Consider the following 23,478-nt stretch of genomic DNA (forward strand, 5'->3'; position numbering starts at 1 on the left):
CTTCTCAGGTGTTGAACAAAAAGTGCATCACATCGCCATCCTTGACGATGTAGCCTTTTCCTTCGGCCCGCATCTTACCCGCCTCTTTGGCACCCTGTTCGCCATTGGCGGCGATGTAGTCGTCATAGGCGATAGTCTCGGCACGGATGAAACCCTTCTCAAAGTCTCCGTGGATGACACCTGCGGCCTGTGGTGCGGCGGTGCCGGTGCGGATGGTCCAGGCCCGGGCCTCTTTCGGGCCGACGGTGAAATAGGTTTCCAGCTTGAGCAGGTCGTAACCGGCACGGATCAGACGGTCGAGGCCGGGCTCTTCCAGACCCATTTCCTCTAAGAACATCTGTGCCTCGTCGTCTTCCAGAAGGCTGATCTCTTCCTCGATCTTGGCACTGATAATGACATGAGCATTACCTTGCGCGGCAGCCATCTCAGCGACTTTGGCAGAGTACTCGTTGCCTTCGGCGGCCTCTTCTTCGGACACGTTGCAGACATAAAGCACCGGCTTGGTTGTCAGAAGTTGCAGCATTTTCCATGCCTTGGCGTCTTCATCAGACACTTCAACCAGACGCGCTGGCTTGCCGTTTTCCAGCATCTCCTGCGCCTCGGCCAGCAGGCGGTCCTGCTGTTGCGCTTCTTTGTCATTGCCCTTCAGCTTGCGCACCAGATTGGCGCGACGCTTTTCGATGCTTTCCAGATCGGCCAGCATCAGCTCGGTCTCGATCGTATCGGCATCGGCCACCGGATCAACGCGGCCATCCACATGGGTCACGTCACCATCTTCGAAACAACGCAGCACATGGGCAATCGCGTCAGTCTCGCGGATGTTTGCCAGAAACTGGTTGCCCAGCCCCTCGCCTTTCGAGGCCCCTTTCACCAGACCAGCGATATCCACAAAGGTCATGCGCGTCGGGATGATCTGTTTCGAGGACGCAATCGCCGCCAGTTTATCCAGCCGGTCATCAGGAACGGCGACATCCCCCACATTGGGTTCGATGGTGCAGAACGGGAAATTCGCCGCCTGAGCTGCCGCAGTTTTGGTCAGTGCGTTGAAGAGAGTCGACTTGCCAACATTCGGCAAACCCACGATTCCCATTTTAAAGCCCATGACGGCCTCCTGATACCATTCGAGCGCCGCTTCTAGGCAGGTCCGGTGCAATGCGCAAGGCAAAGTGCCTGAACACTGCCGCGAGTCTATTCTGCCACATCACAAAATCGACATCGATTTGTGTTCTTGCGTCCATTGAAAACATGCACCTACATTCCTCAATAAAACCAATACCAACGAACGACGGACATAGTAGGTAAAAATGAAATCCCTTGTTATTCTGGCTTTTGCGCTGACAGCCGCTACTGCAGCACAAGCCCAATCCATCATTTTCGGAGCAGGCTACGCAGATTATTCCAGCGCTGAGAGCGAAGATCAGGCAATTGTTTCGCTGGAATACCAGCATCGCTCTTTCTACGAGGCGACCCGTTTCAGCGCCACCTGGGGTGCGTCCCTGTCTGTTGATACCGACGGTGACACGCATGTTGGCGCGGGCCTGATCGGGCTTTACACTTTTGCGGACCGTTGGTTCATCGAGGGCAGTGTCATGCCGGGATACTATAGTGAATCCAACGAACTGAATGATCTGGGCGGCAGTTTTCAGATACGTAGCTTACTGGGCCTTGGCTATACGCTGGAAAGCGGCAACAAACTGTCTGCCGCTATCACTCATATATCCAACGCCAGCACGCAGGAAGACAACCCAGGCGTAAACGCACTTTTGCTGAGATACCATTACGCCTTCTGATCGGAAGCCCACCAAGCGGGATTGATTTTCAGCGAAAGTTTCTGCACATCAGGTCCAAACCCGAGTGCAAGGATTTCCGATGACCCGTATTGACGCCAAATTCGACGCCCTGCAAAAGCAAGGCAAAAAGGCATTTGTAGCTTATGTCATGGCCGGGGATCCCGACTACGACACATCGCTGGAGGTCGTGAAGGGTTTGCCCGGCGCAGGTGTCGACGTCATCGAGTTGGGCCTGCCCTTTACCGATCCGATGGCCGATGGCCCGACCATTCAGGCTGCTGGCCAACGGGCGTTGGATGGTGGAATGACATTGCAACGCACTCTGGATTTGGCCCGCGCCTTTCGTGAATCCGATGACACCACACCGATCGTGCTGATGGGATATTACAATCCGATCTACAGCCGAGGTGTCGAGAAATTCCTGGCAGATGCAAAATCAGCGGGGATCGACGGGCTGATCGTCGTCGACCTGCCCCCCGAAGAGGACGAAGAGCTTTGTCTGCCCGCGCAAGCTGCCGGGCTGAACTTCATCCGCTTGGCGACGCCGACGACCGATGACCAACGCTTGCCTCGCGTACTGCAAAACACATCCGGCTTTGTGTATTATGTATCGATTACCGGCATAACCGGTGCCGCCGAAGCGCAGGCAACCGATGTTGGGCCCGAGGTCGCTCGGATCAAAGCTGCAACTGATTTGCCTGTGATCGTCGGTTTCGGGATCAATACGCCAGAAAAGTCTCGAAACATCGCGAGTGTATCCGATGGCGCGGTAGTTGGATCTGCCATTGTCAGCCAGATCGGTTCCGGAAAACCGGTGACCGAGGTTCTGGATTTTGTCAAAACACTGTCAGATGGCGCACACTCCGCCTAACAATTTCTTTCCATTTTCAGATGGTTCTTCACCGCAGCAGGCGCGCCGCCTACTGCGGTGTTTTTAGTTTTGGCCACGCGGCAACCAACTGCAGAAAGCGGGCATTGCAGTGTTTCAAAATAATTGGTAAAGAAACTTAACCAATCCTGCGAGAGCCTGATCAATGCCAGTCATTACTAATATCGAAGACCTCAAACGGATCTATGAGCGTCGCGTACCCCGCATGTTTTTTGACTATGCAGAAAGCGGCAGCTGGACCGAACAAACCTTCCGCGAGAATACGTCGGATTTCGAAGATATCCGCCTGCGCCAACGGGTCGCCGTAGACATGACAGGGCGCTCGACCGCATCGCAGATGATCGGGCAGGATGTATCCATGCCCGTTGCATTGGCTCCGGTAGGCCTGACAGGAATGCAGCACGCGGATGGTGAGATCAAAGCGGCCAAAGCCGCCGAAGCCTTTGGTGTACCCTTCACACTGTCGACCATGTCGATCAATTCGATCGAAGATGTTGCTGAAAACACTTCGGCCCCTTTCTGGTTTCAGCTCTACACTATGAAAGATCAGGACTATGTCGGGCGACTTATCCAGCGCGCGAAGGATGCGAAATGCTCGGCCCTTGTCATTACACTTGATCTGCAAATCCTTGGCCAACGACACAAGGACCTGAAGAATGGCCTATCTGCGCCGCCAAAGCTGACCCCAAAGACCATCGCCAACCTGATGACAAAATGGGCCTGGGGCATCGAGATGCTAGGTGCCAAGCGCCGAGAATTCGGGAATATCGTCGGTCATGTCGATAGCATCACAGATACGCGCTCGCTGGGCACATGGACCGCCGAGCAATTCGATCCCAGCCTCGACTGGGGCAAAGTCGAGAAACTGATGGAACAATGGGGCGGCAAGGTGATCCTCAAGGGCATACTCGATGCCGAGGATGCCAAAATGGCTGCCAAGCTGGGCGCAGATGCAATTGTTGTCTCAAACCATGGTGGACGGCAGCTGGATGGTGCGCTCAGCTCGATCCGGGTTCTGCCCGAGATCATGGATGCCGTCGGCAGTGATGTCGAAGTGCATCTGGATAGCGGCATCCGTTCAGGGCAAGACGTGCTGAAAGCTCTGGCGCTTGGGGCCAAAGGCACCTTTATTGGTCGCGCCTTTGTCTATGGGCTGGGTGCAATGGGTCAGAAAGGCGTGACAACGGCATTGGAAGTGATCCAGAAAGAGCTCGATACAACGATGGCACTTTGCGGTGAACGTAACGTAGCCGATCTTGGGCGCCACAATCTTCTGGTCCCCGAAGACTTTGGCGGTCGCTGGCAGGCTTGATCCTGCGCCTCCCACGTAGATGGAGACGCCGCATGGCCGCCCATTGAGCGTCTCGTTCAAGGTACTTGCAGCCAGATGAAGCAGAGGATCCGTCCTTCATCTGGCCGTAAATACCTCGGAGCGCGAGGCAGAGCCTCGCAAAATTTCTCGGGCTACAAAAAGCCCTTTCCAAACCAACTGAATCAAGCTAAGGACGCGGCTTCACGCGGGCATACAGCCTTGGAGGATGCCCGCCCTAACATTGGAGAATTATCATGGCTGGAGAGATTCCTGATCTCGTAGCTCTGGAACGGACGGGGACAGGCAAGGGCGCCGCTCGTCAAGCACGCCGCGATGGCATGGTTCCGGGCATTGTTTTTGGTGGCGACAAAGAGCCGCTGCCGATCCAGATCCCGTTCAACGTACTGTTCAAGCGCCTGAAAGCAGGCCGGTTCAAGTCGACCCTGTGGAACCTGAAAGTCGAAGGTCACGAAGACGTGCGCGTCATCTGCCGCGATGTCCAGCGTGACGTTGTCAAAGACCTGCCGACCCACCTGGACCTGATGCGCCTGCGTCGGACCACCAAGATCGCGCTGTTCATCCCCGTTGAATTCATCAACGAAGAAGAAGCCCCCGGTATCAAAAAAGGTGGCGTTCTGACCGTTGTCCGCCCCGAGGTTGAACTGCTCTGCACAGCCGGTGACATTCCTGAGAAGATCACTGTTGATCTTACTGGCATGGAAATCAACGACGTTGTCACCATCTCTTCGGTTGTGCTGCCCGAAGGCACCAAGCCCACCATCGATCGTGACTTCGTGATCGCCAACGTCTCGGCACCCACCGGTCTGTCGACCAGCGACGACGAAGAGGGTGATGAGGAAGAAGTGGCTGCAGATGAAGTTGAAGTCATCGGCCAGGAAGAAGAATAAATCCGGATCAAATCCAGATTTGAAACGGGGCGCCATCTGGGGCCCCGTTTTCTTTTGCGTGTACGGGGCTGGAAAACATCCCCTGATCCATGCAATGAGATAACGACGCGAGACTGTAAGGGACAAAGCGATGAAACTGTTTGTCGGTTTGGGAAATCCGGGATCAAAATACGCTCGCAACCGGCACAATATCGGCTTCATGGCGTTAGATCGAATTGCCCAAGATCACGGGTTTGGTCCATGGAAGTCCAAGTTCCAGGCGGAAATTGCCGAAGGACGTCTAGGCGGCCAGAAAGTGCTGCTAGTCAAGCCGCAAACCTTCATGAACCGCTCTGGCCAGTCAGTGGGAGAGGCAATGCGCTTCTACAAGCTCGACTCGACGGACGTGACCGTCTTCCATGATGAGCTGGACTTGGCACCCGGTAAAGTGCGCGTTAAGGCAGGCGGTGGCCACGCAGGCCATAACGGGTTGCGGTCGATCCACGACCATATCAGCCCGGCCTATGATCGCGTGCGGCTGGGTATCGGTCATCCGGGCCGCAAAGAAATGGTCTCGCCTTATGTTCTAAGCGACTTTGCAAAGGCGGATGCGGACTGGCTGGATGACGTGCTGCGCGGCGTCTCGGACGGTGCCACTTATCTTGCCGATGACGAATGCGGGAAATTCATGAATGCCGTTGCACTGCGCACTGCTCCACCCAGATCATCGAAGCAGCCCACTAAACCTGAAACGCCCCCCAAAGCTGCCGCCGAAGCCGTTTCAGCGCCCGATGAGCGTTCGGCCATGCAAAAGCTGCTGGATAAATTCAGATAATCATTCCGCAACGTTGCGCTTGCGCAAAGCCTCAGGCCAAAGTCCAATGTCAGAGGCAAAGGGAGGTGTCGAATGAAAACAGCGCTCAGATGGCTGCTGCGTATCCTGTTGACCTTGGCATTGGCAGCGGCGGTTGTCGGATTTTGGAAACGCGAGGAAATCCAACGCCTGATGGCGGTGAATTCGCTGTTTTCAGAAGAAAAGATCGTCCACAACTTTTCGCATATGGACGAAGCCTTTCTGACGGTCACTCTACCGCGTGGCAATGGCCCGACCTGGGAGCTGCCGTATGGGCCTGGCTTCGATCTTCCCGATGGAACAGACCAGTGGATCGAAGATCGCTCGGTAACATCCCTGTTGGTGATGCAGGACGGAGAAATTCGCTTCGAAGAATACTATCTGGACACCGGGCCGGATGATCGCAGGATCTCGTGGTCAATTGCTAAAAGCTATCTGTCTGCCTTGTTCGGTATTTTGCTGGATGAAGGCGCGATCAACTCGCTCGACGATCCGGTTGTGCAATACGCACCTGACCTCAAGGGCAGCGCCTATGAGACCGCCACGATCCGCAACGTGTTGAACATGGCCAGCGGCGTGACCTTTGACGAGGATTATCTGGACTATAACTCCGACATCAATCGCATGGGCCGCGTCGTGGCGCTGGGGGGTGAGTTGGACGACTTCGCGGCTTCGTTGAAGGACAGTTTCGTCGCGCCGGGTGAAACATGGCAATATGTGTCGATCGATACTCATGTGATCGGAATGGTCATCCGGGGGGCAACAGGACGCAGCGTTGCAGAGTTACTGACCGAGAAAGTGATCACACCGCTGGGGTTGGAGCGAGAAGGTTACTACATCACCGATGGAGCAGGCGTTGCATTTGTTCTGGGTGGTCTCAACTTCACAACGCGCGATTTTGCCCGGTTCGGGCAGTTGATTTTGCAGGATGGCGAACGCGATGGACGGCAGATTGTACCCGCGGATTGGATCGACGCCGCTACTTGGCCAAGCGCACCGACCGAACCGGGCAAGATAGGGTATGGCTATCAATGGTGGATTCCGATCGGTGCCCATGAAGGTGAATTCATGGCGCGGGGCGTGTATGGGCAGTACATTTACTTCGACCAGCCACGTGGTGTTCTGATTGTCACGACGGGCGCAGACCGAAAGTTCCGCGAACCCGGTGTCGGTGAGCAGAACATAGAAATATTCCGCAAAATTGCGCGAAGCCTGTAAGATACCATCATGCAGAAGCAAGACAGCATCAATGTTCTGGGCGGCGTGCTCGCGCCCTGTTCGCGCAAACCATTAACCGGTTTCTTTCGCGACGGTGCCTGCAACACCTGCCCCGAGGATCAGGGAAGCCATACGGTCTGCGCCGTGATGACGGCAGAGTTTCTGGCATATTCGAAATATGTCGGAAATGACCTGAGCACACCCCGGCCTGAATTCGATTTTCCTGGGCTCAAGCCTGGTGATCGCTGGTGCTTGTGTGCGGGGCGCTTTTTGCAAGCCCATGACGAGGGATGCGCGCCCAAGGTGCACCTTGAAGCCACGCACCAGAGGGCGCTGGATATCGTACCTCTCCATATTCTAAAAATGCAGCGCGCTGAAGACGAGCACTAGATGGCGATCGCCCGATATCCGCGAGACGTGCGCGACGGCGGCCCGGTTGGAAAGCCATGCTCGGCCTGCAGATCCCAGCCCGAACGCGCGAGCATCTCCGCCACAATATCCGGTCGATAGGTTCGGTGCCGCCATTGGAACCAGATGATCGCATTACACCAATGTGGCTTGCTGACTACCAACCAAAGCGTTGCACCCGGTTCAGCCAGATCGCGCATGCGGCGCAAAGCATCTATCGGATCAACGCAATGCTCCAGAACATGCGCAGCCAACAGGCAGTCAAAACGGGATGCCGGATGGAACTCTTCCAAGCGCGATTGGACAGTCTCGGCGTTTCCACCGCGCCGTTGCAACGCTGACCCTGCCAGTTGCAGCATTCGGGCCGAAGGTTCCAAAAGCGTCACATGCCCTTCGCGCCGGATCACGGCGCGTGCTTCGGCAAAGGCTCCCGTACCGCACCCGATATCCAGTGCGTTACGGCCCAATTCGACCTGCGGGTCCGAGGACAGAAAACCCAGATAGGCATCGAAATACCCCAGCAGACGCATCTTGTCTGCCCAGCTCGGGGCGGCCTGATCGTATTTCTGGTCAAGTCGGTCGGGTCCGGCCTTTGAGGAAACACTGCACATGCAATGCAAACTGGCACAGTTCCTCAAAGGCGCAAAGCCTGTTAGGCCTAATCAGTCCGCTGCGCGACCTTCGGTATCCGACATATCAAAGTTCAGGTACCGTGCGACGGTCTGCACATCTTTATCCCCCCGGCCACACATATTCATGCAGATCAGGTGGTCCTTGGGCAATTCCGGCGCGATTTTCATAACATGCGCCAGCGCATGGCAGGGCTCCAGCGCAGGGATGATACCTTCGGTGGCGCAGCACAACTGGAACGCTTCAAGCGCTTCTTTATCCGTGATCGAGACATAGTTGGCGCGACCGATGTCGTGCAGCCAGGAATGCTCGGGGCCAATGCCCGGATAGTCCAGACCGGCCGAGATCGAATAGCCTTCGAGAATCTGCCCATCATCATCCTGCAGCAGATAAGTGCGGTTGCCGTGCAGCACGCCCGGACGACCTCCGGTCAATGAGGCGCAATGCTCCATCTTCTCGTTAACCCCCTTGCCGCCCGCTTCAACACCGATGATATTCACATCCTTGTCGTCGAGGAACGGGTAGAACAGGCCCATCGCATTCGAACCACCTCCGATGGCGGCGATGATGGTGTCGGGCAAACGGCCCTCGGCCTTTTGCATCTGTTCCTTGGCTTCCTTGCCGATGATCGACTGGAAGTCGCGTACCATCGCCGGGTAAGGATGCGGGCCAGCAACGGTGCCGATGCAGTAAAAGGTATCGCGCACATTGGTCACCCAGTCGCGCAGAGCGTCGTTCATCGCATCTTTCAGCGTACCCCTGCCGGATGTCACCGGGATCACTTCGGCTCCCAACAGGCGCATACGGAACACGTTCGGGGCCTGGCGCTGAACGTCATGGGCACCCATGTAGACAATGCACTTCAGGCCGAATTTGGCGCAGACGGTGGCTGTGGCCACGCCGTGCTGCCCTGCCCCGGTCTCGGCGATGATCCGGGTCTTTCCCATGCGCCGCGCCAGAATGATCTGGCCCAGCACATTGTTGATCTTATGCGCGCCGGTGTGGTTCAGTTCGTCACGCTTCAAGTAAATCTTTGCGCCGCCCAGATGTTCGGTCAGGCGTTCCGCGTAGTAGAGCGGCGAAGGGCGACCCACGTAGTTTGCCCACAGATCGTCCATCTCGGCCCAAAATGTGGGGTCATCCTTGGCCTTGTCATATTCCTCTTCCAGTGACAGGATCAGCGGCATCAGCGTTTCGCTGACAAAGCGCCCGCCGAAGATGCCAAAGCGGCCTTGTTCATCGGGGCCGGACATGAAGGAATTAAAAAGATCGTTGGCCATGGAAGTCTCCCTCGTCGTACCCGATGTTCATAGGAGGTGATGGAGTGATTTGCCATCGCAAAACGTATCATTCCGCCGCCTGAGCGCACTGTTCCCACACCTGAAGTGCCTGAACTCGACTTGGAACAGCAATGCAGGGAAATTGACAGAACACATTGATATCGGCCAGACGGGTCGACGCGCGTACTACACGGCGATGAGGGCCGGAATATGCGAATGTCAGCATAGCTTCGACATCATGCCAGACTGTGTATGAAAAATAACAGCCTTGACGCACAAATACCTCGGCATGCAGGCACAGCGCGTCACCGCGTGCCTGCCGCAAGGATTGATGAGCGCGCCAGAAGAACTCGGGCCCGTGATACCATCGTTTAAGTGAAACTCCGCCGATCACTGCCAGCATGCTCTTCCCCATTTTGAGGAGATACGCAGGTTCGTGCAGATCAGATCAACTTGCCGCGTCGATAAAGGCGCGGATCAGCCCGGCATCCTTTACACCCGGAGAGCTTTCGACGCCGGATGAGACATCCACCTGCTGTGCGCCGGTCATTCGCACCGCTTCTGCAACATTGTCAGGGGTCAGACCTCCGGCCAGCATCCATGGCCTACGCCAGTATTTACGACCTGCCAGCAGGCGCCAATCAAAAGACAAACCGTTACCACCAGGCAGTTCCGCGTTTCGCGTTGGCTTTGCGTCGATCAACAGCTGATCCGCCACATCTGAATAGAGATCGATGGCCGCGAGGTCTTCGGCCTCGGCCACACCAATGGCCTTCATTACTGGCAGGCCGAAGTGGTCTCGCACTTGCTGCACACGCTCAGGACTTTCTTTGCCATGCAGTTGCAACATATCCAGAGGCACGATCGAAAGAATGTGGTCCAAATCCTCGTCCGTCGCATTCACTGTCAGCGCCACCTTGGCGACGCCCGCAGGCACCTTCTGTGCCAATGTCGCAGCTGTCTGGGGCTCAACATGCCGCGGGGATTTGGGGAAAAACACAAAGCCAACATAACCCGCGCACGCATCCACAGCAGCGCGCACGTGGTCAGGGGCGGTCAGGCCGCAGATTTTAACTCGGATATCAGCGGGCATCGTAGGGCCTCAGCTTGCCTCATCCAGAATGGCCAGCACATCATCCTGACCTTCATTCTGCTTTTTCTTGAGCTTCTTAACTTCACGCTCAAGCTTGCGCACTTCGCCTTGCTTCACGGTCACATCCTTGCGGTGCTTATGCTCGCGCAGCCATTCCCACAGGAAGCCGATGACTAGGCCGGCAACAACCCCACCCAGCACGACCAGAAACAGCGGCAAGGAGGTTGACAGGTTGAACCCCAGCAACTCGGACAAAGCATCCGGCATAAGCTTAAGTTCAACAATTTGGCGATTGGCCAGCGAAACCGAGACCAGAACGATCCCCAATGCAGCCAGAAAAGCATAACGAATGTAGCGCATCATGAGGCTAGGCTTTACCGTTCAAACGGTCCCTTAGCAACTTGCCAGTTTTGAAAAATGGAACACATTTTTCTTCAACCTGCACAGTTTCACCGGTGCGGGGATTGCGGCCTACACGTGCGTCACGCTTTTTCACCGAAAACGCGCCGAAACCGCGCAGCTCTACGCGGTCGCCGCGTGCCATGGCGTCGGTCACTTCTTCAAAAACGGTATTCACGATCCGCTCGACGTCGCGTTGATAGAGATGCGGGTTTTCGTCGGCAATTTTCTGAATCAATTCTGAACGGATCATACGCAATACCCTCCCAGGCGGACGATGTGACAAGCCTATAGTTCTGACAGTATAGGAAAAAACCCGGATCGGGGGAACGGATACTCTGCCAGCAAAGGCGGCATTTTGCGACAATCTCACGCGAATTTTTGCCCGTTGGCCTGATTTCCACACTTCATGCGCGAACGATAGGCAAATTAAGCCGACTATTTGGAAGATATTGATTCGCAACAAAAACGGCCCCGCACCATGGTGCGAGGCCGAATTTCATGTTTGGGATACGCCCCGGACTTAGTCGCCCGACTTCAGTGCTGCACCCAGGATATCGCCCAGCGACGCGCCCGAGTCGGAAGAACCGTACTGTTCCACGGCCTCTTTCTCTTCGGCGATCTCGCGTGCCTTGATCGACAGGCCCAGACGGCGGGTCTTGCTGTCGACGTTGGTGACGCGGACGTCGACCTTGTCGCCGACCGAGAAACGCTCGGGGCGCTGCTCAGCACGGTCACGCGACAGGTCCGAACGACGGATGAACGACTTCATGCCTTCGTACTCGACCTCGATGCCGCCATCTTCGATCGCGGTCACTTCGACGGTGATGACCGAACCACGCTTCACGCCGCCCACGGCTTCGGCGAACTTGTCACCGCCCAGGGCTTTGATCGACAGCGAGATACGCTCTTTCTCAACGTCAACTTCCGAGACGACGGCCGAAACCACGTCGCCTTTGCGGTAGTTCTGGATCGCATCTTCGCCACGCTCGTCCCAGGACAGGTCGGACAGGTGAACCATGCCGTCGATGTCGCCTTCGAGGCCAATGAACAGACCGAATTCGGTGATGTTCTTGACTTCGCCTTCGACCTCGGTGCCCTCGGGGTGCGTTTCTGCAAACACTTCCCATGGGTTGCGCTGGGTCTGCTTCAGGCCCAGAGATACGCGACGCTTGGCGCCGTCGATTTCCAGAACCATGACGTCGACTTCCTGGCTGGTCGAAACGATCTTGCCGGGGTGGACGTTTTTCTTGGTCCAGGACATCTCGGACACGTGCACCAGACCTTCGACACCGGCTTCCAGCTCGACGAACGCGCCGTAGTCGGTGATATTGGTGACGCGACCCTGATGGACCGAGCCCAACGGGTATTTCGCAGCAACCAGATCCCACGGATCTTCCTGCAGCTGCTTCATGCCCAGGCTGATGCGGTGGGTCTCTTTGTTGATTTTGATGACCTGAACCTTGATGGTTTCGCCGATCGTCAGGATCTCGGACGGGTGGTTCACACGGCGCCATGCCATGTCGGTGACGTGCAGCAGGCCGTCAACGCCGCCCAGGTCAACAAATGCACCGTATTCGGTGATGTTTTTGACGACACCCTCGACGGTCTGACCTTCGGACAGGTTGCCGATGACTTCGGCACGCTGTTCGGCACGCGATTCTTCCAGGATAGCGCGACGCGAAACAACGATGTTGCCACGGCGGCGGTCCATTTTCAGAATTTGGAACGGCTGCTTCAGACCCATCAGCGGGCCAGCGTCGCGCACGGGGCGAACGTCAACCTGCGAGCCGGGCAGGAACGCAACTGCGCCACCCAGATCGACGGTGAAGCCACCTTTGACGCGACCAAAGATTGCACCTTCGACGCGCTGGTCGTCGGCATATGCTTTTTCCAGACGGTCCCATGCCTCTTCACGGCGGGCCATCTCGCGCGAGATGACGGCTTCGCCACGGGCGTTTTCTGCGGCGCGCAGGTACACTTCGACCTCGTCGCCTACAGCGATTTCAGGGGCTTCGCCGGGATTTGCGAATTCTTTCAGATCAACGCGGCCTTCCATTTTGTAGCCTACGTCGATGATGGCTTGGCCGGCTTCGATCGCCAGAACCTTGCCTTTGACAACAGAACCCTCTTCGGGCGTGTCCATTTCGAAGCTTTCATTCAGGAGGGCTTCGAATTCCTCCATGGATGCGTTAGCCATGTGGCGTTGTTTTCCTTTACATAACGTTTTTGCTGGCCGAGCGGTTGTCTCCGCCGGTCTTGTTTCATGATGCCTGAATGCGTGATCCAGAACGCGCCCGAGCTAACAAACACAAAGGGCCGAGGTAACCCGGCCCTGCTCAGATACGTCATCCGGACGTTAACCGCCCTTGTTCAGACAGCGCGCGTATAGGCGGATTCCGTGTCATGTGCAAGAGCAAAGCCCTCAAACACTGGCCAATCCCACAAAATCCGAACATCAGGTCCGGGCATCGAAGCAAACGCGATCCGATCCCCGGCCTTCTTTGTCAGTTCTGCCGAATGATACCATGCGGCGCTAGAACAGTTGCAGATCCTTCTTGCCGCTTTGAATCTCAGCGAGGTTTGGCATGTTCTCAATCACCACGGGTGCCGGTTTCGCGCCCGGCATTGCGACAGTCGGCTGCCCCATTGCGGCCTTGCCAAAGGCAGGCTTCTCCAACTCGCCCCGGATATCTCGCAGCAGGGTTTTGTGATCCGGCATGGTCTTGAGGATCTGTGCAAGGTCCATTTTTGCCCCCTTCCACCACTGGAACCAAATCGGTTTCTTCAGCGGTCGCAGACGATCACGGATACCTTCGCCATACCCCGTATCATACACCTGTTTGCCTAGAAGAACCGTCTGATAGACGCGGAAATTGAACAGCGTCGCAAACTCGATATCGTGTTCCATCGGCAGACGATGCTGCCACAGCTCAAGGTTCTCGGCCAACCGATCCGGAATCTTCATCTCGGTGCGGGCGTCGATCCAATATTGATCATCGGCGCGGTTACCCAACCGGTAGTGCAGGCAGATAAAATCCAGTACCTCGTCATAAAGCTTGTTCATCTGCCGGTTATATCGGTTGCGCAGCGCGGGCTCGATATCGCGGGTCGGCAGATGCTCGGCAAACCAGCGGATCGCGTGATCGATCATGTGGATCGCGGTACTTTCAAGCGGTTCGATAAATCCACCAGACAAACCGATCGCCAAGCAGTTCTTAACCCAGGCATTGCGGACACGACCAACACGCATGGGGATCACGCGCGGTGTCAGCCCCTTGCCGCTGTCGCCCAACCACTCAAGATATTCGTCCGCCGCCTGATCATCGGTCCGATGCGCGGATGAATACACATATCCCGTACCTACACGATTGTAGAGCGGCACACGCCACGTCCAACCCGCACCAAGCGCGGTCGAGCGTGTAACGCTTTCGATCTTTTCGGGGTTAGGGTGCTCGATCTGCAAGGCCATGGCACGGTCGTTGGGCAAGTAGTCCGAGTAATCCATGAACGGCTCGCCCAACGCTTGATTGATGATCAACCCCCGGAAACCCGTGCAATCTATGACCATCTCAATGTCATGGCGTCCCTTGCGCTCTAACATCAGGTGGCTGACATTGCCCTGCTCGTCCAGTTCGACCGATTGCACCTCATCCTGAATATGCTCGACGCCGCGCTTGGCGCAGACCTTTGTCAGCATGCCCGCAAATTTCACGGCATCCAGATGATAGGCATAGCCAAACCGCTGTTCGAACTCAGGTGCACCCAACGGGCGCGCACCCTTGCACAACCGGGCCAGATCATCATGCGGTGAGATTGACTGCGTGAAATCCCGATCCCCGTTACCAAAACGCAGAAAATACTCGGCAGCCTCCAATCCCTCCAGCAATTGACCATGGGCAAACGGGTTTACGTAGTCGATCCGATTGCCCTTGGCGTCGTTGTTCCAATTGCAGAACTTAACTCCCAACTTGAACGATGCGTTGGTTTCGCGGAAGAAATCCCGCTCTGATATGCCCGCCTGACGGAGCGTGACCGGCATACGCGGCACCGTCGCTTCACCGACACCCACAGTCGAGATGTTGGGGCTTTCGATCAAGCAAATGCGTGGGCGATCCTTGGGTGCTGACGTGCGGGAGAACACCATGTCCAGGATGAGCGCAGTCATCCAACCCGCCGTACCACCACCCACGATGGTGATCTTACGCAAACGATTATTCATATTTTTTTGTCCCTGTTGGCTTGGGATTTTGTAGCTGCCTCCCCCTTTTTTTGAGTGTTGGGGATTAACAGCAGCTTTCCCTTATTTAGCTGTGGGAAGACTATAACAGCTTTCAAGCATCCAGCTAGAGCCTATGACACCCATGGTCGCTGGCACATTCGTCATCAGAATTCAGGCTGTGCGCCTACTTTGGACAAGTGTCAGATTTCCTCACCCTTCTTCAGAAGTTCTTCGATCAGCTCACGCTGCAGATCATGGCTGTCGCCCCCTCCGAATTCCGCCGCACCACCGGTGTACAATGTGCCATAGGTGTTGGCGATATTCACAGTCTGGGCCAGCCCCGAGATCAACTGATCCCTTTGCAACAGCGAAAGCGGGTGAATGAACGCAGCCCATAAGGTGCCATTTGCGATCGCATAGCGCGCATCCAGCGTGCTGTCGAAATTTGCCTGCATCATCCGTTGCAAATCGGCTGGCGACAAATCCGCAGCACTGCCGATCGCGACCATCGCCCGCATGCGATCAGCATTGGTATCGGTGACAACCAGCACCGTCACATCAGATATCGTCAACTCAAACCCCGGCCCGATCGGTTGCGCCTCGGGATCTAGCGCAAAGATGATTTTTCCCAGACGCTCGTAAGTCATCGGAGGTTCGGCCTCGGGCACCGGCGTATCTGATTGCTGCGCAGCTACGCTACCTGCAAGAAAGAACAAAAACAGGGCTAGTCTGATCATGGGCCACTCCTACGGTTGTCCAGCAAGCTTAGGCGGCCATCGGACAGGTGGCCAAACAAAGCTATGTGAACGGTTTTTGCAAAACGCACTGATCTTTGGACGATCTGCAAAATCTCATGACCTATCTGCGATTACCCGTCCGAATAACCTTTTCTAACTTAGTTACATCGGCTTGGGGCGGACCCGAGCCTTGAACCAAAATGGGAAAGGACCCCTACTATGAAATCGCTCGCACTTACTGCATTAGCCGCAACTCTGGCCCTGGCAGCTCCGGCTTTTGCCGCAGACGAAATCAACGTCTCCAAAGGCCTGTCGGCGGCTGGTGCACCCCTGGCAGCCCATGGCGTCGATCTGGTCGCGCTTGTCAACAATGGCAATCCGGTAGAAGGCTTCGCCAATCATTCGGCGACTTATGACGGCGCATCCTTTTACTTCACCAGCGCGGAAAACCTTGAAGCGTTCGAGGCCAATCCGGCGGCTTACTTGCCCCAGCACGGTGGCTATTGTTCGTTCGGGGTGTCTGTTGGCAAAAAGTTCGACGGCGACCCGGATCAGTACCTGATCGCAGACGGCAAGCTGTATCTGTTCCTGAATGCTGATACCCGCGCTGCTTTCCTGAAAGACGTCACCAGCACCGCTAAAACCGCAGATGACCAGTGGGCCAATATCAAGAGCATCGCAGTTGGTGAATTGTAACTGACGGACCCTTGTCCGCAGCCACTTCAGGCTGCGGGCAGGTTCTGTTCTATCGTTTCGAGCGCCCGTGCCAACGCGGCCTCGATGCTCAGGTTTGACGTATCAAGCTGCACGGCGTCATCTGCAGGTTTCATCGGTGCAGTGCTGCGATCCGCGTCACGTGAGTCACGCTCTTTGACATCCGCAAGCACCTGTTCGCGTGACACGTCCGAACCTTTGGCCGAAAGCTCAAGATATCGCCGTTCCGCCCGGACTTCGGGACTGGCGGTGACAAACAGTTTGACCTCAGCGTTTGGGCAAATCACGGTTCCAATATCGCGCCCGTCCAGCACGGCGCCTCCGGCGCGACGGGCAAACGCCCGCTGAAAATCAACGAGTGCGCTTCGGACTTCAGGAATGACCGCAACTTTCGAGGCCGCCTGTGCGATCTCAGCCGTACGCAGATCGCCCTGCTGCAATTCTTCTGCTGTCAGGGACCCAGCCGCTGCAACCGGTTCGTCACCTTGCAGCATACGACGCCCCACTGCGCGATAGAGAAGACCGGTATCCAGATGCGCAAACCCGAAATGCGCAGCAACGCCCTTGGAAATCGTCCCCTTGCCCGCCGCCGCAGGGCCGTCGATAGCTACGGTGAATCTCATGTACGCTCGACCTTGGCACCGAGCGCGGCCATCAAAGGCTCAAAAATCGGGAACGACGTTGCGATCGGTCCGCCGTCATCCACCGAAACCGCCTTTTTAGCCCCCATCCCCATGACCATGAACGACATGGCAATGCGGTGGTCCAAGAAGCTTTCGCAGGTCCCACCACCGGGCACACCGCCGATGCCGAGACCGTCGACTGACCACCATTCGTCACCCTCGTTCACGGTCACACCGTTGGCGCGCAGGCCACGGGCCATTGCGTCGATCCGGTCACTTTCCTTGACGCGCAGCTCTTTCACGCCGCCCATCATTGTTGTGCCGGTCGCATTTGCGGCCACAACAGACAGCACCGGGTATTCATCGATCATCGACGCCGCGCGTTCGGGCGGGACGTTGATCCCCTTCATGTTGGGCGAGTATTTTGCACGCAGATCGGCAACCGGTTCACCCCCCTCTTCGCGCTCGTTTTCGTAGGTCAGATCGGCACCCATTTCGCGCAGCGTGGTGAACAGGCCTGCGCGGGTCGGGTTCAGGCCGATACCGGGGACCAACACGTCCGAGCCCGGTGTGATCAGTGCGGCACAGACGGGGAAGGCCGCACTGGACGGGTCGCGCGGCACGGCGATGACTTGTGGCTTCAGCTCGGGCCGACCGGTCAGCGTAATGACGCGCCCTTCATCCGTGTCCTCGACCGTGATTTCGGCACCAAAGCCCGCAAGCATCCGTTCGGAATGATCGCGGGTCGCTTCCTTCTCGATCACGATGGTCTTGCCGGGAGCGTTCAGCCCTGCCAGCAGAACGGCTGATTTCACCTGCGCCGAAGGCACAGGCACCTCATAGCGCACCGGGGTGGGGTCCGCAGCTCCGACAATGGTCATCGGCAGACGTCCACCGTCTCGGCCGACAGATTGCGTTCCGAACAGCGCCAGCGGATCGGTGACCCGCGCCATCGGACGTTTGTTCAGGCTCGCATCTCCGGTGAAGGTCGCTGTGATCGGAGAAGTCGCCATCGCCCCCATGATCAGGCGCACGCCAGTGCCCGAATTGCCACAATCGATTACCTGATCTGGTTCGGAAAAACCACCAACGCCTACACCATGCACCGACCATTCGCCACCGCCATGATCCGTTACTTCGGACCCAAAGGCACGCATGGCCTTAGCGGTGTCCAATACGTCCTCGCCTTCCAGCAGGCCCGATATCTTGGTTTCTCCCACAGCCATTGCCCCCAGGATCAGGGACCGGTGCGAGATCGACTTGTCCCCGGGCACCTCTGCGGTGCCTGTCAGCGGGCCGCAAGGCTGCGACGTCATCGGGGTGGGCGTGCCGTGTCCGGACATGGGGGCTCCTGTTTTCGCTATCAGTCCTCAGGCCGATTAGCGAATTGGGGCCAGTTGGTCCAGCAACAATCAGTCTTTGCGGCGGAAGGTCAGGTAATGGGGTGTACGGCCTTCGCGCAGCGCCTTCTGTTCGTAGCGCGTGGAAATCCAGTCATCCCACGGCTCACGCCAGTCGGCGGGGCGCTCGGCCAGCCATTCGAAGCCCGCCCGCGGCAACTCTTCCAGCGTTTGGCGCACATAGTCAGGGATGTCTGTTGCAACGCGAAAAATTGCGCCCGGCTTTAACGCGCGCGCCAAAGGCTCCAGATGTTCAGGTGTGACAAACCGGCGTCGGTGATGCCGGGTCTTAGGCCAGGGATCGGGATAGAGCAGAAAAGCGCGCGATATGCTGGCTTCAGGCAAAACGTCGAACAAGTCTCGCGCGTCCCCGGGATGTACGGCAAGGTTTTCAACACCGGCCTGACGGATTTTACCCAACAGCATCGCAACACCATTGATATAGGGTTCGGCTCCGATGATGCCGATATCCGGGTTTTGCTGAGCCTGATGCACCAGATGCTCGCCGCCGCCAAAGCCGACCTCAAGCCAGACAGGCTTGCCTCTGAATAGACCATCGAGATCGAGCGGATCGCGTTCAGGATTACCGTCCCAATCCACCGCACCGGGGGACAAGGCGGCAAGATCTTCCGACAGATAAGTCTTTTGACTGGGCTTCAGGGTTTTGCCCTTAAAGCGGCCATAAAAATTTCTGCGCGGGCGTTGTGGGGTCTTTGTACTCATGGCGCAGCCCTTACTGCGGGGCTGAAATTGTTGCAAGTGGTCGCCGACTTGCAAAAAACGCGCCGAAACCGGCGCGTTTTACTAATTGTTGATCAGACCGCCTGTTTCAGCGCTTCTACCAGATCGGTGCGCTCCCAGCTAAATCCGCCGTCCGCATCGGGTTCGCGACCAAAGTGGCCATAAGCAGCGGTCCTCTGATAAATCGGCTTGTTGAGTTGCAGATGTTGGCGAATTCCGCGCGGAGTCAGGTCCATCACCTGCCCAACTGCTTTTTCGATCACCGCATCGGCAATCTGGCCAGTTCCGTGCGTGTCAGCATAGATCGATAGCGGCTTTGACACCCCAATCGCATAGCTCAACTGAATGGTGCAGCGCTCTGCCATCCCTGCAGCAACGACATTCTTGGCCAGATAACGCGCCGCATAAGCCGCCGAGCGGTCCACCTTGGTTGGGTCTTTGCCCGAGAATGCACCACCGCCGTGAGGGGCCGCGCCGCCATACGTATCGACGATGATCTTGCGACCGGTCAGACCCGCATCACCATCCGGACCGCCGATGACGAACTTGCCGGTGGGGTTCACGTGCCACTCGGTCTCGGCGGTCAGCCAGCCGTCGGGCAGGGTTTCGCGGATGTAAGGCTCAACAATGGCGCGGATATCATCCGAGGTCAGCGCCGCATCCAGATGCTGCGTCGACAGCACGATCGAGCTGACACCGACAGGGGTGCCGTCACGGTAAACCACCGACAACTGCGATTTCGCATCCGGGCCCAAGGCAGGTTCACTACCATTTTTGCGGACTTCGGCAAGTCGGCGAAGGATGGCATGCGAGTATTGGATCGGCGCAGGCATAAGCGCTGGCGTCTCGGTCGTGGCATAGCCGAACATGATGCCCTGATCGCCCGCGCCTTCGTCTTTGTTATCGGCAGCATCCACGCCCTGCGCGATATGGGCCGACTGCTCATGCAGAAGGTTGGTCACTTCGACGGTTTCGTGGTGAAACTTGTCCTGCTCGTAACCGATATCTTTGATACATGCCCGCGCGATATCGTCGATATGCGCCATATAATCATGCAACTTGTCCTGATCCGACAGACCCACTTCACCGCCGATTACTACGCGATCCGTGGTGGCAAAAGTTTCGCAGGCAACGCGGGCCTCGGGTTCTTCGCGCAGGAATGCGTCTAGTACTGCATCGGAAATACGATCGCAGACCTTATCCGGGTGTCCTTCGGAAACGGATTCCGAAGTAAAAGTATAATTCTGTCGGGACATGAATGTGCTCCATTAAGTTTACCCCACCACGTCAGGAAGCCGTTGTGACAGGCGTGCGACCGAATACGCTTAGCGTTTGACAGGGTCAATCGGAATTTGGTCGTTTACGCGCCGGGTGTGTCGCCATAGCAGCGCGAATAGCACCAATAGAGCTACTAATACCGGACTATCACCAATTCGGGAATAAACGGTCGGAGTTTGTGGGCGCGGCAATTCGGCGTCGATAAACCCCGCCTGCCCAAGCGCCAGCGCCTCGGTGATCTGCCCCGCTGGGTCAATCATTGCCGAAACTCCGGTATTGGCCGAGCGCAACATCGGCAGGCCTTGTTCGATTGCACGCATCTGCGCCTGGGCGAGGTGCTGATACGGGCCGGAACGCGTTCCGAACCAAGCGTCGTTTGTAATCTGCAAAAGAAAATCCGCACGATCCGGCGCGGATAAAATATCCTGCGTGAAAACCGCCTCGTAGCAGATCAGCGGCAGCGCCTTGCCCAGCACGCCTACATCCATCAATGCGGCACCCGGTCCCGCGCTAAAGCCATTCCCTGTGGTTGCGGCCATCCCGTAGATGCCGAACCTTGCCATCACTTCACCAAATGGCACATATTCCCCAAAGGGCACCAAGTGATGTTTATCGTATAGCCCGTCTTGCTGACCCTCCTCATTTAGATAGATCATCGAGTTATAAATCTGCTGCCCATCTGCACGCTGAATGCCCAGGATCACCGGGGTGCCCTGTGCCGCTTCGCCAATGGCTGAAAGATAGGGCTGTGCGCTGCCCAGCCATGCCGGGACCGAGGTTTCCGGCCAGACGATCAGGTCCGGGCGGGGCTCGGCCGCTGTGAATTCAAGTTGGCGTGCGAAAAACACTGACGCATAGGCAGGATCCCATTTCTGGTCCTGGGGTGCATTGGGTTGAATCAGCCGCACGATATGACCAGAGGGCATGACTGGAGGTCGGTTCGCTGCATAGATCAAAGCCAATACCGCACAGCCTGCGGTCAACGCGATCGGTACAACGATGCCGCTTCGGGTACGATTGCTGAACAAGGCTGCGCCCAATGGCACTGTGGCAAGCAGTGTCAGCGCCCCCAAACCATAGGGGCCGACAAGTGACAGAGTCTGGGCAAATGGCGTATCCACCCAAATCTGCGCGATGCCTGCCCAAGGAAATCCGGTCAGAATGTAGCCACGCGCAAACTCGACCAGCGCCAGCGTTACAGACAGCAAAGCCCCCTGCAAGACGGGCGCTCCACCGATGCGCTTCGAAACTCCGAAGGCCAACGCCCAGAACAAGGCCAACCCGCCCGACAAGAAGATCAGAGCAAAAGGGGCCATCCACGCATGGCGTTGGACATCAACCAGAAACGGCTCGATAATCCAGCTTAATGCGTGCGCAAAATAGCCCGTTGCGAAGACCCAACCCAGCAAAACCGCTCGGCGATTTGTCTCAGTGCTCAGATACAACGGCGCTATCAGCACCAGCGACAGCAAGCTTATTGGCCAATATCCCAATGGTGCCTGACCACTGGCCGCTGCGACACCCAACAGCGCCGCCAGCACCAACCGCAGCCAAAAGGGCCACCCCTCGGCAGGGTTCATGCAACAATATCCGGCAGCATGACACGCAACCGTTTTATGCGGCGCGGGTCTGCGTCAATGACCTCGAACTCGGGCCCTTCGGGGTGGCATACAACCTCACCACGCGCCGGAACCCGCCCCGAGAGCATGAAGACCAAACCGCCCAATGTGTCGATCTCTTCTTCGTCTACATCTTCGTGGCTGGTCAGAGAGCGGCCAATCTCGGCCTCGAACTCTTCAAGTGGTACACGCGCCTGAACCACGTAGCAGCCGGGTTTCTCTTGTATCCATAGCTGATCTTCGTCGGCATCATGTTCGTCGGCGATTTCTCCGACAACCTGTTCAATCAGATCTTCGATAGTCAGCAAACCATCGACTCCACCGTATTCATCGATCACCAGAGCCATATGGCGACGTTCTGTCTGCATCTTGGTCAGCAAAACGCCAATTGGCATCGATGGTGGCACGAACAGCAATGTCCGCAGCATCGACCTCAGATCGAACTCGGAGGAGTTGCCGTTAAAGCCATGGGTCAGCGCAAAGTCCCTGAGATGCACAAACCCCAAGGGCGTATCCAAAGTGCCATCGTAAACCGGAATGCGTGACAAGCCGCTGTCGCGGAAAATCTGGACAAGTTCGTCTTTCGGGGTTGTCGAGGGGACCGATACGATTTCGGCTGTTGGGATCGCAACATCTTCGACCCGCATTCTGCGCAGGTTGATCATGCCCCTTGGCTGAGCGCTGACGACCTCTGCCCCGTTTAGCTGGCTGGTCTCTTCGCCCTGAGAAGAAAATACGTCGATGAGTCGAGAAAAAAGCCCGCCTCTTTCGTCGCTGTCATTGCTGCTGTTCTGAGAATGCGCGCCATGCGCCGCCCTAGAACTGCCGTCTGTTTCGCCCATTATCCTGTTCCAAATGATCGGGCAAAGGTGCCCATGTCATACATTATATGGGTCATCTATACCCAGTTTGCCAAGTATCTCGACCTCGACCCTTTCCATCAAAGTGGCGTCGAGGTCACGAATGTGATCATACCCCAGCAAATGTAGTGTACCGTGAACGATCAGATGCGTCACGTGATCGTCGGTGCTTTTGCCGGCTTCAGCTGCTTCGCGCGCGCAGGTGTCATAAGAGATCGCAATGTCGCCCAGCACGATTTCGCCAGTAAAGTCAGGTTGCGGAGCCGGCGGAGTGTCTCCCGCCCGATCCGGGGCCAGTTCTTCGGCAGGCCAGCTGAGGACGTTGGTCGGCGTGGATTTTTCACGAAATTCAGCATTCAATTCAGCGATCCGTGCATCATCGCAGCCCAGCAAGCTGATTTCGCATTGATCCGCCTCAAGATCGCAATACTCCAGAACAGCAGCAATTGCGCGCGTGGCCAAAGGCTCCAGCCCGCGCCAGCGATCATCCTCAAGCGTGATTTCCAGATTCATACCTTTGGCTCC

At 56.8% G+C, this 23,478-nt stretch carries 25 protein-coding genes and 1 riboswitch; of the genes, 8 read left to right on the forward strand and 17 right to left on the reverse strand.

Annotated features, from left to right (window positions below; all coding sequences use genetic code 11):
- Window positions 1-4: 4 nt before the first annotated feature.
- Window positions 5-1,102: a redox-regulated ATPase YchF gene (ychF, locus tag ACRZ9U_RS09915; RefSeq protein WP_170397486.1), complete on the reverse strand. Its 1,098-nt coding sequence runs from the start codon at window positions 1,100-1,102 to the stop codon at window positions 5-7.
- Between the two features lie 202 nt (window positions 1,103-1,304).
- On the opposite strand from ychF, the gene ACRZ9U_RS09920 reads away from it, so the two are divergent.
- From ACRZ9U_RS09920 to ACRZ9U_RS09950, 7 genes are all read left to right on the forward strand, one after another.
- The gene (locus ACRZ9U_RS09920; RefSeq protein ID WP_170404502.1) at window positions 1,305-1,790 is read left to right on the forward strand and encodes an acyloxyacyl hydrolase; all 486 of its coding nucleotides are present in this window, start codon (window positions 1,305-1,307) and stop codon (window positions 1,788-1,790) included.
- A gap of 79 nt (window positions 1,791-1,869) precedes the next feature.
- A complete protein-coding gene (gene trpA, locus ACRZ9U_RS09925; protein WP_170404505.1) occupies window positions 1,870-2,661 on the forward strand; it encodes a tryptophan synthase subunit alpha in 792 nt (263 codons plus the stop codon).
- A 163-nt stretch (window positions 2,662-2,824) separates the two neighbouring features.
- Window positions 2,825-3,991 carry an alpha-hydroxy acid oxidase gene (locus tag ACRZ9U_RS09930; RefSeq protein ID WP_170397492.1) on the forward strand — a complete coding sequence of 389 codons (1,167 nt, stop codon included), beginning with the start codon at window positions 2,825-2,827 and terminating at the stop codon, window positions 3,989-3,991.
- Window positions 3,992-4,245: 254 nt separating this feature from the next.
- Window positions 4,246-4,899, forward strand: coding sequence for a 50S ribosomal protein L25/general stress protein Ctc (locus tag ACRZ9U_RS09935; protein ID WP_170397494.1), 654 nt, complete (start codon window positions 4,246-4,248; stop codon window positions 4,897-4,899).
- 130 nt (window positions 4,900-5,029) lie between these two features.
- Entirely contained in the window at window positions 5,030-5,713 is a 684-nt protein-coding gene (gene pth / locus ACRZ9U_RS09940) for an aminoacyl-tRNA hydrolase (RefSeq protein ID WP_170404509.1), read from the forward strand.
- A gap of 72 nt (window positions 5,714-5,785) precedes the next feature.
- Entirely contained in the window at window positions 5,786-6,949 is a 1,164-nt protein-coding gene (locus ACRZ9U_RS09945) for a serine hydrolase domain-containing protein (RefSeq protein ID WP_170404511.1), read from the forward strand.
- Between the two features lie 9 nt (window positions 6,950-6,958).
- A complete protein-coding gene (locus ACRZ9U_RS09950; protein WP_170397502.1) occupies window positions 6,959-7,339 on the forward strand; it encodes a DUF2237 family protein in 381 nt (126 codons plus the stop codon).
- Here the strand turns inward: ACRZ9U_RS09950 and ACRZ9U_RS09955 are convergent.
- The 9 genes from ACRZ9U_RS09955 to ACRZ9U_RS09995 form a co-directional block, all read right to left on the reverse strand.
- Window positions 7,336-7,968, reverse strand: coding sequence for a class I SAM-dependent methyltransferase (locus ACRZ9U_RS09955; RefSeq protein WP_170404514.1), 633 nt, complete (start codon window positions 7,966-7,968; stop codon window positions 7,336-7,338). The two genes, ACRZ9U_RS09950 and ACRZ9U_RS09955, sit on opposite strands and share 4 nt — an antisense overlap.
- A gap of 51 nt (window positions 7,969-8,019) precedes the next feature.
- Complete coding sequence (trpB, locus tag ACRZ9U_RS09960; RefSeq protein ID WP_170397508.1) at window positions 8,020-9,267, reverse strand: tryptophan synthase subunit beta; 1,248 nt, start codon at window positions 9,265-9,267, stop codon at window positions 8,020-8,022.
- A 67-nt stretch (window positions 9,268-9,334) separates the two neighbouring features.
- Entirely contained in the window at window positions 9,335-9,670 is a 336-nt protein-coding gene (locus tag ACRZ9U_RS09965) for a hypothetical protein (protein WP_170404517.1), read from the reverse strand.
- Between the two features lie 45 nt (window positions 9,671-9,715).
- Entirely contained in the window at window positions 9,716-10,360 is a 645-nt protein-coding gene (locus ACRZ9U_RS09970; protein WP_170404520.1) for a phosphoribosylanthranilate isomerase, read from the reverse strand.
- 9 nt (window positions 10,361-10,369) lie between these two features.
- Window positions 10,370-10,720, reverse strand: a complete 351-nt coding sequence (locus ACRZ9U_RS09975; RefSeq protein ID WP_170397774.1) for a LapA family protein — start codon at window positions 10,718-10,720, stop codon at window positions 10,370-10,372.
- A 7-nt stretch (window positions 10,721-10,727) separates the two neighbouring features.
- Window positions 10,728-11,012 (reverse strand): integration host factor subunit beta, encoded by a 285-nt coding sequence (gene ihfB, locus ACRZ9U_RS09980; RefSeq protein WP_050603110.1) that lies wholly within the window; start codon window positions 11,010-11,012, stop codon window positions 10,728-10,730.
- Between the two features lie 270 nt (window positions 11,013-11,282).
- A complete protein-coding gene (gene rpsA / locus ACRZ9U_RS09985) occupies window positions 11,283-12,959 on the reverse strand; it encodes a 30S ribosomal protein S1 (protein WP_170404523.1) in 1,677 nt (558 codons plus the stop codon).
- 336 nt (window positions 12,960-13,295) lie between these two features.
- Window positions 13,296-14,981: a tryptophan halogenase family protein gene (locus ACRZ9U_RS09990; RefSeq protein ID WP_480901679.1), complete on the reverse strand. Its 1,686-nt coding sequence runs from the start codon at window positions 14,979-14,981 to the stop codon at window positions 13,296-13,298.
- Window positions 14,982-15,181: 200 nt separating this feature from the next.
- Window positions 15,182-15,718, reverse strand: a complete 537-nt coding sequence (locus ACRZ9U_RS09995) for a hypothetical protein (RefSeq protein WP_170404529.1) — start codon at window positions 15,716-15,718, stop codon at window positions 15,182-15,184.
- 219 nt (window positions 15,719-15,937) lie between these two features.
- Between ACRZ9U_RS09995 and ACRZ9U_RS10000 the strand changes: the two genes are divergently transcribed.
- Window positions 15,938-16,414 carry a YHS domain-containing (seleno)protein gene (locus ACRZ9U_RS10000; protein WP_170404533.1) on the forward strand — a complete coding sequence of 159 codons (477 nt, stop codon included), beginning with the start codon at window positions 15,938-15,940 and terminating at the stop codon, window positions 16,412-16,414.
- 26 nt (window positions 16,415-16,440) lie between these two features.
- Here the strand turns inward: ACRZ9U_RS10000 and cmk are convergent, their stop codons facing one another.
- The 7 genes from cmk to ybeY all read right to left on the reverse strand — a co-directional run bounded on the left by cmk (window position 16,441) and on the right by ybeY (window position 23,466).
- A complete protein-coding gene (cmk, locus tag ACRZ9U_RS10005; protein WP_170404536.1) occupies window positions 16,441-17,055 on the reverse strand; it encodes a (d)CMP kinase in 615 nt (204 codons plus the stop codon).
- Window positions 17,052-18,398 (reverse strand): 3-phosphoshikimate 1-carboxyvinyltransferase, encoded by a 1,347-nt coding sequence (aroA, locus tag ACRZ9U_RS10010; RefSeq protein ID WP_170404539.1) that lies wholly within the window; start codon window positions 18,396-18,398, stop codon window positions 17,052-17,054. Before aroA ends, cmk begins: the two co-directional genes overlap by 4 nt.
- A 69-nt stretch (window positions 18,399-18,467) precedes the next feature.
- On the reverse strand, window positions 18,468-19,178 hold the full coding sequence (gene trmB / locus ACRZ9U_RS10015) for a tRNA (guanosine(46)-N7)-methyltransferase TrmB (protein WP_170404543.1): 711 nt from the start codon (window positions 19,176-19,178) through the stop codon (window positions 18,468-18,470).
- Window positions 19,179-19,270: 92 nt separating this feature from the next.
- Window positions 19,271-20,452, reverse strand: a complete 1,182-nt coding sequence (gene metK / locus ACRZ9U_RS10020; protein ID WP_170404546.1) for a methionine adenosyltransferase — start codon at window positions 20,450-20,452, stop codon at window positions 19,271-19,273.
- A gap of 5 nt (window positions 20,453-20,457) precedes the next feature.
- Window positions 20,458-20,506, reverse strand: a riboswitch (SAM-SAH riboswitch).
- A gap of 15 nt (window positions 20,507-20,521) precedes the next feature.
- Window positions 20,522-22,054: an apolipoprotein N-acyltransferase gene (gene lnt / locus ACRZ9U_RS10025; RefSeq protein ID WP_170404549.1), complete on the reverse strand. Its 1,533-nt coding sequence runs from the start codon at window positions 22,052-22,054 to the stop codon at window positions 20,522-20,524.
- Entirely contained in the window at window positions 22,051-22,935 is an 885-nt protein-coding gene (locus ACRZ9U_RS10030; protein ID WP_170397541.1) for a hemolysin family protein, read from the reverse strand. Before ACRZ9U_RS10030 ends, lnt begins: the two co-directional genes overlap by 4 nt.
- Window positions 22,936-22,971: 36 nt before the next feature.
- Window positions 22,972-23,466, reverse strand: coding sequence for an rRNA maturation RNase YbeY (ybeY, locus tag ACRZ9U_RS10035; RefSeq protein ID WP_170404552.1), 495 nt, complete (start codon window positions 23,464-23,466; stop codon window positions 22,972-22,974).
- Window positions 23,467-23,478: the final 12 nt, after the last annotated feature.

It is taken from the genome of Ruegeria sp. D7, assembly GCF_056534355.1.

Excerpts from the sequence above, each read along its gene's own strand:
- ACRZ9U_RS10000 (WP_170404533.1), top strand. The coding sequence starts at position 15,938 with ATGAAATCGCTCGCACTTACTGCATTAGCCGCAACTCTGGCCCTGGCA.
- trmB (WP_170404543.1), bottom strand. The coding sequence starts at position 19,178 with ATGAGTACAAAGACCCCACAACGCCCGCGCAGAAATTTTTATGGCCGC.
- aroA (WP_170404539.1), bottom strand. The coding sequence starts at position 18,398 with ATGTCCGGACACGGCACGCCCACCCCGATGACGTCGCAGCCTTGCGGC.
- trpB (WP_170397508.1), bottom strand. The coding sequence starts at position 9,267 with ATGGCCAACGATCTTTTTAATTCCTTCATGTCCGGCCCCGATGAACAA.
- ACRZ9U_RS09950 (WP_170397502.1), top strand. The coding sequence starts at position 6,959 with ATGCAGAAGCAAGACAGCATCAATGTTCTGGGCGGCGTGCTCGCGCCC.
- ACRZ9U_RS09965 (WP_170404517.1), bottom strand. The coding sequence starts at position 9,670 with ATGCTGGCAGTGATCGGCGGAGTTTCACTTAAACGATGGTATCACGGG.
- ACRZ9U_RS10030 (WP_170397541.1), bottom strand. The coding sequence starts at position 22,935 with ATGGGCGAAACAGACGGCAGTTCTAGGGCGGCGCATGGCGCGCATTCT.
- ACRZ9U_RS09930 (WP_170397492.1), top strand. The coding sequence starts at position 2,825 with ATGCCAGTCATTACTAATATCGAAGACCTCAAACGGATCTATGAGCGT.
- trpA (WP_170404505.1), top strand. The coding sequence starts at position 1,870 with ATGACCCGTATTGACGCCAAATTCGACGCCCTGCAAAAGCAAGGCAAA.
- ACRZ9U_RS09945 (WP_170404511.1), top strand. The coding sequence starts at position 5,786 with ATGAAAACAGCGCTCAGATGGCTGCTGCGTATCCTGTTGACCTTGGCA.
- ybeY (WP_170404552.1), bottom strand. The coding sequence starts at position 23,466 with ATGAATCTGGAAATCACGCTTGAGGATGATCGCTGGCGCGGGCTGGAG.
- ychF (WP_170397486.1), bottom strand. The coding sequence starts at position 1,102 with ATGGGCTTTAAAATGGGAATCGTGGGTTTGCCGAATGTTGGCAAGTCG.
- cmk (WP_170404536.1), bottom strand. The coding sequence starts at position 17,055 with ATGAGATTCACCGTAGCTATCGACGGCCCTGCGGCGGCGGGCAAGGGG.
- ACRZ9U_RS09920 (WP_170404502.1), top strand. The coding sequence starts at position 1,305 with ATGAAATCCCTTGTTATTCTGGCTTTTGCGCTGACAGCCGCTACTGCA.
- ACRZ9U_RS09990 (WP_480901679.1), bottom strand. The coding sequence starts at position 14,981 with ATGAATAATCGTTTGCGTAAGATCACCATCGTGGGTGGTGGTACGGCG.
- ihfB (WP_050603110.1), bottom strand. The coding sequence starts at position 11,012 with ATGATCCGTTCAGAATTGATTCAGAAAATTGCCGACGAAAACCCGCAT.
- pth (WP_170404509.1), top strand. The coding sequence starts at position 5,030 with ATGAAACTGTTTGTCGGTTTGGGAAATCCGGGATCAAAATACGCTCGC.
- lnt (WP_170404549.1), bottom strand. The coding sequence starts at position 22,054 with ATGAACCCTGCCGAGGGGTGGCCCTTTTGGCTGCGGTTGGTGCTGGCG.
- metK (WP_170404546.1), bottom strand. The coding sequence starts at position 20,452 with ATGTCCCGACAGAATTATACTTTTACTTCGGAATCCGTTTCCGAAGGA.
- ACRZ9U_RS09970 (WP_170404520.1), bottom strand. The coding sequence starts at position 10,360 with ATGCCCGCTGATATCCGAGTTAAAATCTGCGGCCTGACCGCCCCTGAC.
- ACRZ9U_RS09975 (WP_170397774.1), bottom strand. The coding sequence starts at position 10,720 with ATGCGCTACATTCGTTATGCTTTTCTGGCTGCATTGGGGATCGTTCTG.
- ACRZ9U_RS09955 (WP_170404514.1), bottom strand. The coding sequence starts at position 7,968 with ATGTGCAGTGTTTCCTCAAAGGCCGGACCCGACCGACTTGACCAGAAA.
- ACRZ9U_RS09935 (WP_170397494.1), top strand. The coding sequence starts at position 4,246 with ATGGCTGGAGAGATTCCTGATCTCGTAGCTCTGGAACGGACGGGGACA.
- rpsA (WP_170404523.1), bottom strand. The coding sequence starts at position 12,959 with ATGGCTAACGCATCCATGGAGGAATTCGAAGCCCTCCTGAATGAAAGC.
- ACRZ9U_RS09995 (WP_170404529.1), bottom strand. The coding sequence starts at position 15,718 with ATGATCAGACTAGCCCTGTTTTTGTTCTTTCTTGCAGGTAGCGTAGCT.